Annotated in this window: 13 protein-coding genes; 5 read left to right on the top strand and 8 right to left on the bottom strand. The window is 70.2% G+C overall.

Annotated features, from left to right (window positions below):
• From dnaG to Taqua_RS09770, 7 genes are all read right to left on the bottom strand, one after another.
• A partial coding sequence (dnaG, locus tag Taqua_RS09800) for a DNA primase (protein WP_144326496.1) occupies positions 1–1,383 on the bottom strand: 1,383 nt, incomplete at its 3' end.
• Positions 1,384–1,411: 28 nt separating this feature from the next.
• Positions 1,412–2,758 (bottom strand): putative bifunctional diguanylate cyclase/phosphodiesterase, encoded by a 1,347-nt coding sequence (locus Taqua_RS09795; RefSeq protein WP_281287780.1) that lies wholly within the window; start codon positions 2,756–2,758, stop codon positions 1,412–1,414.
• 9 nt (positions 2,759–2,767) lie between these two features.
• Positions 2,768–4,204: a PhnD/SsuA/transferrin family substrate-binding protein gene (locus Taqua_RS09790; protein ID WP_144326494.1), complete on the bottom strand. Its 1,437-nt coding sequence runs from the start codon at positions 4,202–4,204 to the stop codon at positions 2,768–2,770.
• On the bottom strand, positions 4,201–4,587 hold the full coding sequence (locus Taqua_RS09785) for a hypothetical protein (RefSeq protein WP_144326493.1): 387 nt from the start codon (positions 4,585–4,587) through the stop codon (positions 4,201–4,203). The genes Taqua_RS09790 and Taqua_RS09785 overlap by 4 nt, the downstream gene beginning before the upstream one ends.
• A 4-nt stretch (positions 4,588–4,591) precedes the next feature.
• Positions 4,592–6,172 carry a GGDEF domain-containing protein gene (locus Taqua_RS09780; protein ID WP_144326492.1) on the bottom strand — a complete coding sequence of 527 codons (1,581 nt, stop codon included), beginning with the start codon at positions 6,170–6,172 and terminating at the stop codon, positions 4,592–4,594.
• Positions 6,173–6,311: 139 nt separating this feature from the next.
• Entirely contained in the window at positions 6,312–7,070 is a 759-nt protein-coding gene (locus tag Taqua_RS09775) for a 3-hydroxyacyl-CoA dehydrogenase (protein WP_144326491.1), read from the bottom strand.
• Between the two features lie 156 nt (positions 7,071–7,226).
• Complete coding sequence (locus tag Taqua_RS09770; protein WP_144326490.1) at positions 7,227–8,303, bottom strand: extracellular solute-binding protein; 1,077 nt, start codon at positions 8,301–8,303, stop codon at positions 7,227–7,229.
• A gap of 106 nt (positions 8,304–8,409) precedes the next feature.
• On the opposite strand from Taqua_RS09770, the gene Taqua_RS09765 reads away from it, so the two are divergent.
• Complete coding sequence (locus Taqua_RS09765) at positions 8,410–9,381, top strand: patatin-like phospholipase family protein (RefSeq protein ID WP_144326489.1); 972 nt, start codon at positions 8,410–8,412, stop codon at positions 9,379–9,381.
• A 108-nt stretch (positions 9,382–9,489) separates the two neighbouring features.
• Here Taqua_RS09765 and Taqua_RS09760 read toward each other — a convergent pair whose 3' ends face one another.
• Positions 9,490–10,074, bottom strand: coding sequence for a phasin family protein (locus tag Taqua_RS09760; RefSeq protein ID WP_144326488.1), 585 nt, complete (start codon positions 10,072–10,074; stop codon positions 9,490–9,492).
• A gap of 121 nt (positions 10,075–10,195) precedes the next feature.
• Between Taqua_RS09760 and Taqua_RS09755 the strand changes: the two genes are divergently transcribed.
• The 4 genes from Taqua_RS09755 to Taqua_RS09740 are packed head-to-tail and all read left to right on the top strand — an operon-like array spanning position 10,196 to position 13,426.
• On the top strand, positions 10,196–11,152 hold the full coding sequence (locus tag Taqua_RS09755; RefSeq protein ID WP_144326487.1) for a histone deacetylase family protein: 957 nt from the start codon (positions 10,196–10,198) through the stop codon (positions 11,150–11,152).
• Positions 11,153–11,164: 12 nt separating this feature from the next.
• Positions 11,165–11,614, top strand: coding sequence for an acyl-CoA thioesterase (locus tag Taqua_RS09750; protein WP_144326486.1), 450 nt, complete (start codon positions 11,165–11,167; stop codon positions 11,612–11,614).
• Positions 11,611–12,417 (top strand): nitroreductase, encoded by an 807-nt coding sequence (locus tag Taqua_RS09745; protein ID WP_144326485.1) that lies wholly within the window; start codon positions 11,611–11,613, stop codon positions 12,415–12,417. The genes Taqua_RS09750 and Taqua_RS09745 overlap by 4 nt, the downstream gene beginning before the upstream one ends.
• A 4-nt stretch (positions 12,418–12,421) precedes the next feature.
• Positions 12,422–13,426: a 2-hydroxyacid dehydrogenase gene (locus tag Taqua_RS09740; protein WP_144326484.1), complete on the top strand. Its 1,005-nt coding sequence runs from the start codon at positions 12,422–12,424 to the stop codon at positions 13,424–13,426.
• Positions 13,427–13,504 lie beyond the last annotated feature (78 nt).

Here is a 13,504-nt window from a genome sequence, read left to right as displayed (position 1 = left end):
CTGCAGCAACTGTGGTCCCCCGTACCGGGCACGGCCGCGCGTGCGCGCGGCCGTGCCCGGTACGGGGGACCACAGTTGCTGCAGGTCGCGCACGTCCAGCGCGGCCAGCTGGGCCAGCTCGTGCAGCAGTTGGCGCTTCAGCGCCCCTTCGGGCAGAGCCTCCCACAGCGGGCGGGCCTGGGCGGTGGCGCGGGCGCGCCCCTCGGCGCTGTCGAGGTCGCAGCCGTCGGCCGCGGCCTGCAGCACGAAGCGGCTCAGCGGCACCGCGTCGCGCAGCGCGGCGTGCAGCGCGTCGGCGCCCAGCGTGCGCACAAAGCTGTCGGGGTCGTGCTCGGGCGGTAAAAACAAAAAGCGGAAGGTGCGCGTGTCGCTGGCCCACGGCAGCGCCGCCTGCAGCGCACGCAGCGCGGCGCGCCGGCCAGCGGCGTCGCCGTCGAAGGCAAACACCACGTGCTCGGTGAAGCGCAGCAGCTTGCGCACATGCTGCGGTGTGCAGGCGGTGCCCAGCGTGGCCACGGCGTGGCCGATACCGTGCTGGGCCAGCGCCACCACGTCCATGTAGCCTTCCACCACCAGCGCGCAGCCGGCTTGGCGGATGGCTTGGCGGGCCTCGAAGAGGCCGTACAGTTCCTCGCCCTTGTGAAACAGCGGCGTTTCCGGGGAGTTGAGGTATTTGGGCTCGCCGCCGTCGAGCACGCGCCCGCCAAAGCCGACCACCTCGCCCTTGACGTTGCGGATGGGGAACATGATGCGGTCGCGGAAGCGGTCGTGGCGGCGTGTGCCGCCGTCGCCCTCGTCGGTGGCCACCACCAGCCCACACTGCACCAGCCCTTCGTCCTGGTAGTCGGCAAAGACGGTGGACAAAAAGCGCCGCTGCGCCGGGGCGTAACCCAGGCCGTAGGCCTTGGCGATGACGCCGGTGAGGCCGCGGCCTTTCAGGTACTCGATGGCGCGCGGGCTGGCCTTCAGTTGCGCCTGGTACGCGCGCGCGGCCTGTGCCAGGCGTTCGCTGAGGGTTTGCTGCTGGCGACGCTCGGCGGCGGCGCGTGCGCGCGTGGCCGGGTCTTGCGCCTCGTCGGGCACGCTCAGTCCCAGTTGCGCAGCCAGCTCGTGCACGGCGTCCCGAAAGCCGGCGCCCGTGTGCGCCATCAAAAAGTCGATGGCGTTGCCGTGCGCGCCGCAGCCAAAGCAGTGGTAGAACTGCTTGGCCGGGCTGACCGTGAACGAAGGCGATTTTTCGGTGTGGAACGGGCACAGGCCGACGAAGTTGGCCCCGCTTTTGCGCAGCGCCACGTGGCGGCCGACGACCTCGACGATGTCGGCGCGCGCCAGCAGGTCCTGCAAAAAGGCGGTCGGGATGCTCACCCCGCCATTGTGCGGCATCGCGCACGGGCCCGGGCGGCGGGTGGCGTCAGCCCTCGTCAGGCTGGCTGAGCACCAGGGCTTCGAACTGCTCGCGCGGCATCGGGCGGCCGTAGCGGTAGCCCTGCAGCAGGTGGCAGCCGTGGGTGAGCAGGGAGGCTTCCTGCGCGGCGGTTTCCACCCCTTCGGCCAGCACCTGCATGCGCAGCCGTCGGCCCAGCGCCAGGATGGTGGCGACGATCGCCTCGTCTTGCCGCGTGGGATTTTGCAGCCGCGCCACGAAGCGCTGGTCGATCTTGATGACGTCGAAGGGCAGCTCGGCCAAATACGCCAGCGACGAGTAACCGGTGCCAAAGTCGTCCAGCGCCAGCGCCACGCCGGCGTCGTCCAGCGTGCGCAGCGCGCCGCGCGCGGTGTCGATGTTGTCCAGAAAGACCGATTCGGTGATTTCCAGCTCCAGCCGATCGGGCGACACCGCGTGGTTGCGCACGGCCGCCAGCACTTGCTGGGCAAAGTCGGGCTCGCGGAACTGGCGTGGGCTGACGTTGATGGCCACGCGCAGGCGTGCCAGGCGCGGGTCCGCCTGCCATTGTTGCAGCAGGCGTGCGGCCTCGTGCAGCACCCAGCGGCCCAACAGCAGGATCAGGCCGGTTTCCTCGGCCAGTGGGATGAAGGCGCCCGGCGGCACCAGCGTGCCGTCGGCGCGCTGCCAGCGCAGCAGCGCTTCGGCGCCGACGATGCGGCCTTGTGGGTCCACCTGGGGTTGCAGGTACAGGCGCAGCTCGCCAGCGTCGATGGCGGCGGCCAGGTCGCGTTGCATCTGGTGGCGCTGCTGGACCGCGGCTTCCATGGCCGGGTCGAAGAACGCCACACCGTTGCGGCCCGCCTGCTTGACGCTGTACATGGCCAGGTCAGCCGCTTTGAGCAGCGCTTGCGCGGAGTCAACCTGAGTGTCGTCTTGGTCGACCTCCGGGTCTTCGGCGTCACCGTACAGCGCGATGCCGATGCTGAGCGTCAGCGCCAATGTGTGGCCCTGCCAGTCGATCGGCTGCGGCAGCACCGCCATCAGTTTGTCGGCCACGCGCCGGGCGGCCACCGCGGCGGCGTCGCGCTGGGCGTGCTCCGCGGGCAGCAGCACCAAAAACTCATCGCCGCCCAGACGGCCGGGGGTGTCCTGTTCGCGCAGCGTCGCGCGCAACCGTTCGCCCATGGCGCGCAGCACGGCGTCGCCAGCGTCGTGGCCGTAGGTGTCGTTGATGCCCTTGAACAAGTCCAAATCGATGAACAGCACCGCGCCCCAACGGCGGTGGCGGCGCGCCAGCCGCAGGGCTTGGTCGATGCGGTCCAGCAGCAGACGGCGGTTGGCCAGGCCCGTCAGGGTGTCGTAGTACGCCAGCGCCTCGATCTACGCTTCGGCCTGTTTGCGCCAAGTGATGTCGCTGAAGATGGCAATGTAATGTTGCACCTTGCCGACGGCGTTGGAGATGGCGCTGATGGCCAGCCACTCGGGGTAAACGCTGCCATCTTTGCGGCGGTTCCAGATCTCGCCTTCCCAGTGGCCGTGCTGGGTCAACGCTTGCCACATCGCTTGGTAAAACGCCGCGTCGTGGCGGCCGGAGCGCAGCAGCTCGCCGGGCGTGCGGCCTTGGGCTTCCGCCTCGTCGTAGCCGGTGATGGTGGAGAAGGCGCGGTTGACACGCACGATGCGCCCTTGCGCGTCGGTGATGACGACGCCCTGCCCGCTGTCGAACGTTTTGGCGGTGATGGCCAGCTCGTCCAGCAACGCGGATTTTTCTTGCAGCACGGTCTGCAGGCGCTGGCGCTGATGCACGATGACGAGCAACACGGAGCCCAACCCGAGCAACACAGCCACCGAGCCGGCCAGCGGCCAGGCGTTGAGGGCAAGGTTTTCGCGCCAGGTCAGTTGCGGCATACCGTAAGGCGGGGCGCGCAGCGTGCGCAGCATATCCTCAATGGCGCCGTAACTGTGCGGAGGCACAAAGCCGGCGATTTCGCCCGAGGGTTGTCCCGCGCCGGGGACGGTGTGCAACAACGCCAGCGTCAGCACGCGCCGGGTGTCGTCGTCCACGCTGGGCAGCACGGCCACGGGCCACTCCCACACCAGGGGGGTGCTGACCGCCACAGGGTAGCCGGGCAGGTCTTGCCGCTGCAACACGCGCAACCGCCCTGCGGGCACCGCGCCCGCAGCCTGCGCAGCTTCCAGCACGCCGTCGCGCACAAAGCCGGCATCGACCTGGCCCTCCAGCACCGCTCGCAGGATGTTGTCCTGCGGCATCCCCACTTCCACCCGCGTCCAGGCCCGGTCATCAATGCCCCGGCGGCGCAGCTCGTAGCGTTGCAGTTGCAATCCACCCAGCGACTCGCCATGGGGGACGGCGATGCGCCGCCCGCGCAGGTCTTGCCAGCGTTGCATGGGGCTGTCGGCCGGGACCACCACCACGCCGCCGAACGCCGTTGTTTCCACGCCATGGCGGCGCCGCACCAGCGTGGCCACAGGCGCGGACAAATCATCGGTGTGCTGCAGCAACACGTAGTGGGCCGGGTCGGTGACCACAGCGTCGAGCTCGCGTGCGCGCACCGCCGCGCCCAGCGCATCGTAGCTCAGCAGCCGGGTCTGCAGCTCAATGCCGTCCAGGTGCCGCTGCAGTGCTTGCAGCACCGGCCGCCAGTGGGCGTGCTCCACGTCCAGCGGGCGGTATACCAAAATACCGAGCCGGATTTGCGGGTGGTGCGCGTGGGCCCAACCGCCACCCAGCAGCGTCAGCAGCAACGCCAGCCGCGCCAGCCAGCGCAGCGTGTGGGGTTGACCAGCCCGGGTCATGTGGGCGTCTCCAGCGGCAACAGGCCCGCGTCCACCAAATCGTCGGGGACGTGGCCATGCGCCCGCAAACCTGCACCGTGTAAAAAACGGGCCAGCGCCCGCGCGGCCACCATCAGCTCTGGAGGGGGGCCGACGAGCCAGGCGCGCTGGTCCTCCCAGCGCGTCAGCAGCAGGCCGGCGAATGCGTTGGGCACCTCGTGCCGCGGCAAGTCCAGCCACGGGGCCAGGCGGTAAGTACTGTCCACTGGCAGCGCCAGCAGGTGTCGTTGCGCGACCACCACCGGTTCGCCGCTGGCGCAGCCGACCAGCCCCGGCAACGCCACGGCGGCGAAGCTGGCCGCCGCGACGCCTGCGCGCAACAGGTGCCGGCGTGTCAGGTCCATCGCTTCAGCCCACCATGACGCGGTTTTTGCCGGCGCGCTTGGCGCGGTACATGGCCGCGTCGGCGCGCTCGATCGCGGCTTCCACCGGTTCGTCGCGCTGCAGCTCCGTCACGCCGGCGCTGAACGTGATCAACACACGCTGTTCCCCTTGCAGGAACAGGTGGGCGCTGAGGTCGCGCTGCAGGCGGCGCACCACGTCGGCCGCGTCCTCCGGGGTGGTGTCGGGCAGCACGATGATGAATTCTTCGCCGCCGTAGCGCCCGATGGTGTCTTGCGGCCGCAGGCTGCGGCGCGCCACGTCGGCCAGGTGTTTGAGGGCGGCGTCGCCGGCCAGGTGGCCCAGCGTGTCGTTGATGCGCTTGAAGTCGTCCACGTCCAGCAGCGCGATGCACACCCGTGTGCCGGTGCGCTCGGCGCGGCGGCTTTCGCGGTCGATGGCGGCGGCCATCCCCTTGCGGTTGAGCACGCCGGTGAGCAGGTCGTGCGTGACCAGCTCGGCCATCTGGTCCAGCTCCTGCCGCAGCCGCTGCACCTCCGCTTCGGCGCGCTGGGCGCGGTCGCGCAGGTCGGTCAGCTCGTCGGCCACGCGCTGGGTGTCGGCGGCGAAGGCGCGCGCGGTCTGGATGGCCTCTTGCACCACCGGGGCCATGTCGGCCAGGCTGGTGGCGCGCTCGAGCTGTTGCGCGCAGGCTTCGAATTTGGCGTGGTACTGCCCGGTGCTCGCCGCGGTTTGCGCCAGCCGCTCCAGGAAGGTGGCCAGCGTCTGACGCATCACCTCCTGCGCGCGCACGGTTTGCTCGCGCGCTTCGGCCTGCTTGACGATGACGTCCTTGAGGCGCGCTTGCAGGTCTTCCAAGCGGCGCTGCGACAGCGGCGGCGAGGCCGCTTGCACCAGCGCCTGCATCTGCTGGCGCAGCCAGGGGTTGTCGGGGCTGATGGCGTCGATGTGCTCGAACACCTGGCGCAGCAGCGCCAGCAACGCTTCGCGCACCCCAAGTTGCTCTTCGACGCCGAAGGACAGCCGGTACGCGTAATCGGCCAGCATGCGCCGCAGCGTGGGGGCGTGGTGCTGCGGCAGACGCAGGTAGCGCACGAGCTCTTCGCCCTGCTCGCGCAGGCGCGTGTCGTCGGCGGCCACCAACGGCGCGGCGATGTCGATTACGCGCGCGGTCTGCTCGGCGATCTCTGGCTGGATCGGCGCCTCCCCGCCGGCCGAGGTGGCCGGGCCAGCCGGGGCTTCGCCGCTGGGAGGAGCGGCGCGTGGTACCGCGGTCGCCGACGGCGGATCGGTCAGCGGCGCGGCCGTGCTGCCGAGGTGCTGCACCAGCACCTTTTCCAAATCTTCCCAGCTATGGCGGGCCACCGCCCGGTTGAACAGCGCCTTGAAGCGCGCTTGCGCGGGGGTGCGCTCCGGCAGCGCCTGGGCAATCTGGCGCAGTTGCGCCAGCGGAAACGGTTGCAGCGGGCGGGTGCCCGCCACTTCGTGGTACACCGCCTGGAAGTTTTCCGGCGTGGGCGGCAGCCGCCGCGCCGCCAACAGCTTGACGGCTTCGCGCGCGATTTCCTGCGGGGTGGTGGGGTTCATGCGCGGGAGCAGCGTGGGTCGGCGGGGTGATGGGCGCTAGTATAAGCAGCGCCTGCCGGCCCATCGAGGCCGCGCGCGGGGCGTCTGCCTGGGACCGCGCGCCCACGCCCTGCGCGTCATGGTATGCCGCGTGCGGCGGTCAGCGCGGCTGCATGCGGATCGCGCCGTCCAGGCGGATGACTTCGCCGTTGAGCATGTCGTTTTCGATGATGTGCTTGACGAGTTTGGCGTAGTCCTGCGGCCGGCCCAGGCGCGACGGGAACGGCACCATCGCGGCCAGCGCGTCTTGCACCTCCTTGGGCATGCCAAACAGCATGGGCGTGCCGAAAATGCCGGGGGCGATGGTCATGTTGCGGATGCCGAGCTTGGCCAGGTCGCGCGCGATCGGCAGCGTCATGCCCACCACGCCTCCCTTGGAAGCGGCGTAGGCGGCTTGGCCGATTTGGCCTTCGAACGCCGCCACCGAGGCGGTGGAGACCATGACGCCGCGCTCCCCGGTGGGCTCGGGCTCGTTGGCGCTCATCGCCGCGGCGCACAAGCGGATCATGTTGAACGTGCCCACCAGGTTGACCTGGATCACCTTGTTGAACAGCGCCAGGCTGTGGGGCCCGTTTTTGCCGACGGTTTTTTCGGCGGGTGCGATGCCGGCGCAGTTGACCAGGCCGACGAGCTTGCCCAGCGCCTGCGCCTGGGTGACGACCGCCTGGGCGTCGGCTTCTTGGCTGACGTCGCAGCGCACGAAGGTGGCACCGAGTTCGCGGGCGACGGCCTCGCCACGCTCGGTTTGCATGTCGGCGATGACGACACGGCCGCCTTCGGCCGCCAGCATGCGCGCCGTGCCTTCGCCCAGGCCGGACGCGCCGCCGGTGACGATAAAAACCTTGCCTTGGATGTCCATGCTGCTGCTCCTTGCGTGGCGGTGGTTGACGTTGACGTAAACGTCAATCATAGTCGCAAAAAAAACGCCCACCGGGCGGTGGGCGCCTCAAGCACCATGGGGGTGCACACTACCAGGAGAAGGGGGCGCCGATGCGGTGGCGCCGCGGCGCGCGCGTCACTTGTAGCCGGCGCGGTCCAACATTTGTTGCACTTTGGTCAGGTTCTTGGCCACCACCGCCAGCGGGATGGTGTCGGCTTTGAAATGGTCGGCGCCCATCGCCCGCAGGGCGGGGTTGTCCAGTTTGACGCCGTTGGCGGCCGGGAACTCGTGGTTGCCATTGGCGAAGTAGGCTTGCGCCTGCGGGCTGGCCAGAAACTCCATGAAGGCGATGGCCGCGTCGAGGTTCTTGGCGTGCCGCGCCACCGCCGCCCCGGCGATGTTGACGTGCGTGCCGGTGGTGGCCTGGTTGGGGAACACCACGCGCACGCGCTCGACGACGCGACGGTCTTCAGGCTTGTCGGAAGCGATCAGGCGCGCCATGTAGTAGCTGTTGCTGATGGCCACGCCGCACTCGCCGCTGGCCACGGCGCGGATCTGGTCGGTGTCACCGCCTTGCGGGGGGCGGGCCATGTTGGCCACCAGGCCGTTGAGCCACTGCTGACCCTTGTCGTCACCCAGACGTTCGATGACGGTGGCAAACAGCGACAGGTTGTACGGGTGCGAGCCGCTGCGCGTGCACAGCAGCCCCTTCAGTTTGGGGGCGGCCAGTTGCTCGTAGGTGGCGACGTCTTCGGCCTTGACGCGTAGCGGGTCGTAGACGATGACGCGCGCGCGGGTCGAAAAGCCGGTCCAGGTCACGCCCTGCGGCGTGGGGGCGGCGCGCAGGTGGGCGGGGATGGCGGCGTCGAGCTTGGCCGACTTGATCGGGCGGAACAACCCCTGCGCATCGGCCACCGCCATGCGTGCGGCGTCCACCAGCAGCACCACGTCGGCGGGGGAGGCGGCGCCTTCGGCGCGCAGCCGCGCCACGATGCCGGCGTCATCGCTGTCGACCCGGTTGATCTTGATGCCGGTGGTTTGGGTGAACAGCGCGTAGAGCTGGTCGTCGCTCGGATAATGGCGCGCCGAGTACAGGTTCAGCACCTTGTCTTGGGCGTGTGCGACGGGGGCTAGCGCCGTCAGTGCGGCCGTGGCGGCCAGCGCGGCGCAGGCACGGGTGACGAAGCGGCGGCGGGTGTTCAGGGTCAGCATGCGTTGGTCTCCTGGTGACAACAAGGGGTCGGGGGAATAACCCGTGGTCGTGGCCGGTGGGTTGTCGTTGGATGGCATCATATCACAAATGAGAATCGTTCCTATTATGAAAGTTATCGATCAAGCAAGCCTCGTCGATCGAGGGCGGCGTCGCATCCTGGGGGCGGCCGCCGCGGCGCTGTGGCTGGCCGGCTGTGCCACCCCGCCGCCGTCGCCGCCCCTGCAGCTGCCCCAGCCCCCGGCGCCAGCGCCCGAACCACCTGCCCCGCCGCCGACACGCCCGCCGCGCGTCGGGCTGGCGTTGGGTGGCGGGGCCGCACGCGGGTTTGCCCATGTCGGCGTCATCCAGGTGTTGCAGCGCGAAGGCATCCGACCCGATCTGGTGGTCGGCACCTCGGCGGGCAGCCTGGTGGCGGCGCTGTATGCCCACGGCATGGACGGCGCGGCGCTGCAGCAGGCGGCGTTGCAGATGGAGGAGGCGATGATCGCCGACTGGACGGTGCCGCTGTTCAACCGCGGGCTGCTGCGCGGCGAGGCGCTGGCGCGCTACGTCAACCAGATGGTGCAGGGGCGCTTGATCGAGCACGCCGCGCTGCCGCTGGGCATCGTGGCCACCGACCTGGTCAGTGGGCAGGGGGTGGTGTTTCGCCGCGGCGACACCGGCACCGCGGTGCGCGCCTCCAGCGCCGTGCCAGGGGTGTTTTCGCCGGTGCCGATTGGCGGCCGCACCTACGTCGACGGCGGGCTGGTGGCGCCGGTGCCGGTGCAGCAAGCGCGCGAGATGGGCGCGGAGCTGGTCATCGCGGTGGATATTTCGAGCCCGCCGCAGGCCCTGCCCCAGACCGACCCGGTGCGCGTGCTGCTGCAGACGTTCACGATCATGGGGCAGTCGATCAACCGCCACCTGCTGGCCCAGGCCGACGTGGTGGTGCGCCCGGCGCTGGATGGCGTTGGCAGCGCCGACTTTGCCGCGCGTGAGCGCAGCATCGCCGCCGGGCGCTCGGCGATGCAGGCGGCCTTGCCGCGGCTGCGTGAGCGCCTGCAGGCGTTGCGTCAGCCGCTGGTGGCCAACCGCTGAGTGCGGATAAAAAACACCCCCGAAGCCTTGCGGCGCCGGGGGTGAAGGGTCCCTGAAGTTCAGGACTCGAAGAGACCCGAGGAGACAACTCGAAGCGATCGGTACTTGTCAGGCGCCGCGCCGCCCGCCGTGGCCGCCGGCCGTGCCGCCACCGACGGCGTTGGTGGCTTGCTGCACAGCCTGCTGGGTCTGCTCGGCAGCGCGCTGCCAGTTTTGTTGGGTCAGTTCGGTGGCCTGCTTGACGGCCTGTTGCACGGTTTCCATCGCCGTGGTGGCGGCGTTGACCATCGCCCGCAGCGCCTGCACGGCCGGTTCGGTGCCGGCGGGTGCGTTGCGGGCCACATTGTCCACCACCGCCTGGGCTTTGTGTTGGGCCTCGGCCGCCTGGGCTTGCGCCGCTTGGGCGAACACGCCGCCGGTGTGGGCGGCGATGTCGGCCAGCTGTCGGCTGTAGGCCAGCGTGCGCTCGGCCAACGGCTGCAGCAGGGCGGCCTGGCGCTGCAGCAGCTCTTGCGCGTCTTTGGCGTCGAGCATGGCCTGCGTGGTGCTGGCGGCGTCGCGCAGCGCGGCGCGCGTGGCCTCGAGGTTGAGCTCGACGAGCTTTTCCACTCCCTCGAACGCTTGGCGCGTCAGGCCGACGAGCATTTCGAGGTTGGCCTTGTGGGCCGCGGCCAGTTGTTCGGGGGTCAGCATGGTTTCCTCTCCAGGGGCGTTTTTGTGCGCTGCAACATTGGACCGAATTATAGGGCGGTGGCGGAATTTGGCAAGCCCCCGCGCGTCCCAAGCTGGGCGGCGGCGCGGCACACTGGTGCCCATGCACGTGTTTTACGCCACCGAGTTTGTCTTGCCGCTGCCGCCCGGGCACCGCTTCCCGATGGACAAATACCGCCTGCTGCGCGACGCCCTGGCGCGTGATCCGGCGTACCGTTTGCAGCAAGCGTTGCCGGCCACCGCGGGGGAGCTGGCGCTGGTGCACACGGCCGCCTACATCGACGCGGTCGAGCGCGGCACGCTCAGCGCCGCCCAGCAACGCGAGATCGGTTTTCCTTGGAGCCCCCACCTGGCCGAGCGGGCGCGCCGTTCGGTCGGGGCCACGGTGCAGGCGGCGCGCGTGGCGCTGGCGGGCCAGGGGGTGGCGGCCAACGTGGCGGGTGGCACCCACCACGCCTACGCCGATCGTGGAGGTGGTTTTTGCGTCTTCAACGACGCCGCAGTGGCGGCCCGGCTGATGCAGGCGGAATGGGGCCGGCGCGGCCCGGCGGCGCGCTCCCGGCCGCTGCGCGTGGCGATCATCGACCTCGACGTGCACCAGGGCAACGGCACGGCGGCGATCTTCCGCAACGACCCGACGGTGTTCACGCTGTCGTTGCACGGTGCCAACAATTACCCGGCGCGCAAGGCGTCGAGCGACCTCGACGTGGCGCTGCCCGATGGCTGTGGTGACGATGCGTACCTGGAAGCGTTGCACGGCGCGCTGGAGACGCTGCAGACGCGCTATGCCCCAGACCTGGCGATTTACCTGGCCGGCGCCGACGTGCACGAGGGCGACCGCCTGGGCCGGTTGCGCCTGAGCGACGACGGCGTCGAAGCGCGCGACCGCGTGGTGTTGGAGTGGCTGTGGCAGCGGCGCATCCCGGTGGCGCTGACGATGGCGGGCGGCTACGGGCACGACATCCACACCACGGTGTGCGTGCAACAGCGCACGATGGCTGTCGCGCTGGGGTACTGGCGACGCTGGCAGGCGATGGCACAATCGCCGCACGCCGCCTGAGGAGACCGCCCCTTGAGCCACCTTGCCGCTGAGCGTGCCCAACCGTTGCCGCGCGGGCACTACCGTGTTTTTCGGTCGATCACGACGCGCTGGATGGACAACGATGTCTACGGCCACGTCAACAACGTCGTCTATTACAGTTGGTTCGACACCGCGGTCAACGCCACGTTGATCGAGCACGGCGTGCTGGACCCCGAGCGCAGCGAGGTCATCGGGCTGGTGGTGCACACCCAGTGCCACTACTTTGCCCCGCTGGCGTTCCCGCAAACGGTGCAGGCGGGCGTGCGCGTGGCGCACCTGGGGCGCTCCAGCGTGCGCTACGAGGTGGGCATCTTTGCCGACGGGGCCGAGCGCACCGCCGCGCACGGGCACTTCGTGCATGTGTACGTGGACCGCGCCACGCGCCGGCCGGTGACGGCCCTGCCCGCTGGCCTGCACACCCTGTTGGAGTCTTGGCGATGAACGCACCTGACCTTGTGTCCCCAGTGTCCGTGGCCGACGAGCTGCCGCCGCTGGAGCTGGATCCGCTGCAGGCGGCGCAGCGCGCGCTCGATCCCGCCGCGGTGGAAGCGGCGATCGTGTCGCGCCGCTCGGTGCGGGCGTTTTTGCCGACGCCGGTGCCGCGCCACCTGATCGAGCGGCTGCTGGCGCTGGCCGCGCGCGCGCCGTCCGGCTCCAACACGCAGCCATGGAAGGTCTACGTGCTGCAGGGATGTGCGCGCGACGCGCTGTGCGAACAGGTGTGCGCGGCGCACGACGCCATCCGCGCCAACCCGGCGCTGGCGGCCGAGTACCAGGAAGCCTACGACTACTACCCGCGCGAGTGGGGCAGCCCGTACCTCGACCGCCGGCGCGAAAACGGCTGGGGCCTGTATGGGCTGTTGGGCATCGGCAAGGGCGACAAGGACAAGATGCACGCGCAGCACCAGCGCAACTTCCGCTTCTTCGACGCGCCGGTGGGGCTGATGATCACGATCGACAGCGTGATGGGGCGCGGCTCGCTGCTGGACACCGGGATGTTTTTGCAAAACCTGATGGTGGCCGCGCGTGCGCACGGGCTCGACACCTGCCCGCAGGCGGCGTGGAACCACTACGCCCGCATCATCCTGCCGCTGATCGGGGCCGGGCCGAACGAGATGCTGGTGTGCGGCATGGCGCTGGGCTGGGCCGACCCGCAGGCGCTGGTCAACCGCTTCGTGACGCCGCGCGAGCCGCTGCAGCGCTTCGTGCGCTGGGTGGACGAGCCGGCCAACGCAGGAAGGTGAGGCGATGGACATCCCGACCCCCACGGCGCGTGCGGCGGTGCTGGTGGCGCGCCGCATCTTCCCCGAAACGCTGGCGCGGCTGCGGCAGCACTTCGACGTCGACAGCAACGACGCCGACGAGGACTGGGGCCAGGAGGAGCTGATTCGCCGCTTGCAGGGCAAAACGGGCGTGCTGCTGACCGGCACCCAGCGCGTCGATGCGGCGCTGCTGACCGCGTGCCCACGGCTGCGCATCGCCGCCAACATGACGGTGGGCTACAACAATTTCGATGTCGCGGCGATGGACGCCGCCGGCGTCGTCGGCACCAACACCCCGGACGTGCTGACCGAAACGACGGCGGACTTTGGCATGGCGCTGCTGCTGGCGGCGGCCCGGCGCGTCACCGAAGCCGAGCGCTTCCTGCGCGCCGGGCAGTGGACGCGCTGGACGGTGGACCTGATGGCCGGCGCCGAGGTGCACGGCACGACGCTGGGCATCCTGGGCATGGGCCGCATCGGTCAGGCGATCGCGCGCCGCGGCGCGCACGGCTTTGGCATGCGGGTGCTGTACCACAACCGGCGCCGCCTCGACGCGGCCACCGAGCAGGCGTGCCGCGCCACCTACGTCGACAAGGCCACGCTGCTGCGCGAGGCCGACCACCTGATGTTGGTGCTGCCGTACACGCCTGAAAACCACCACACGATCGGCGCGGCGGATCTGGCGCTGATGAAGCCCACGGCGGTGCTGGTCAACCTGGCGCGCGGCGGCATCGTGGACGACGCGGCGCTGGCCGAGGCGTTGCGCCAGCGCCGCATCGCCGCGGCGGGGCTGGACGTGTTCGAGGGCGAGCCGCACGTGCACCCGGGCCTGCTGCAAGTGCCCAACGTCGTGTTGACGCCGCACATCGCCAGCGCCACGTTGCGCACGCGCCGCGCGATGGCCGACTTGGCGGCGGACAACCTGATCGCCTACCTGACCGAAGGCCGAGTGCTCACCCCGGTCAACCGGCCGCCCCAGCCGCGCACGTGACGCCACTGCGGCGGGCAGGCCCTGCGGCCCCCTACAATGCGGCCCCAACGCGGCCCAGGGCGGCCCGTGACGGAGTGA

This window comes from Tepidimonas aquatica (genome assembly GCF_007556585.1).
GTDB lineage: Bacteria > Pseudomonadota > Gammaproteobacteria > Burkholderiales > Burkholderiaceae_C > Tepidimonas > Tepidimonas aquatica.
The sequence above is the reverse complement of the archived record's forward strand: the minus strand, read 5'-3'. Positions and strand labels throughout refer to the sequence as shown.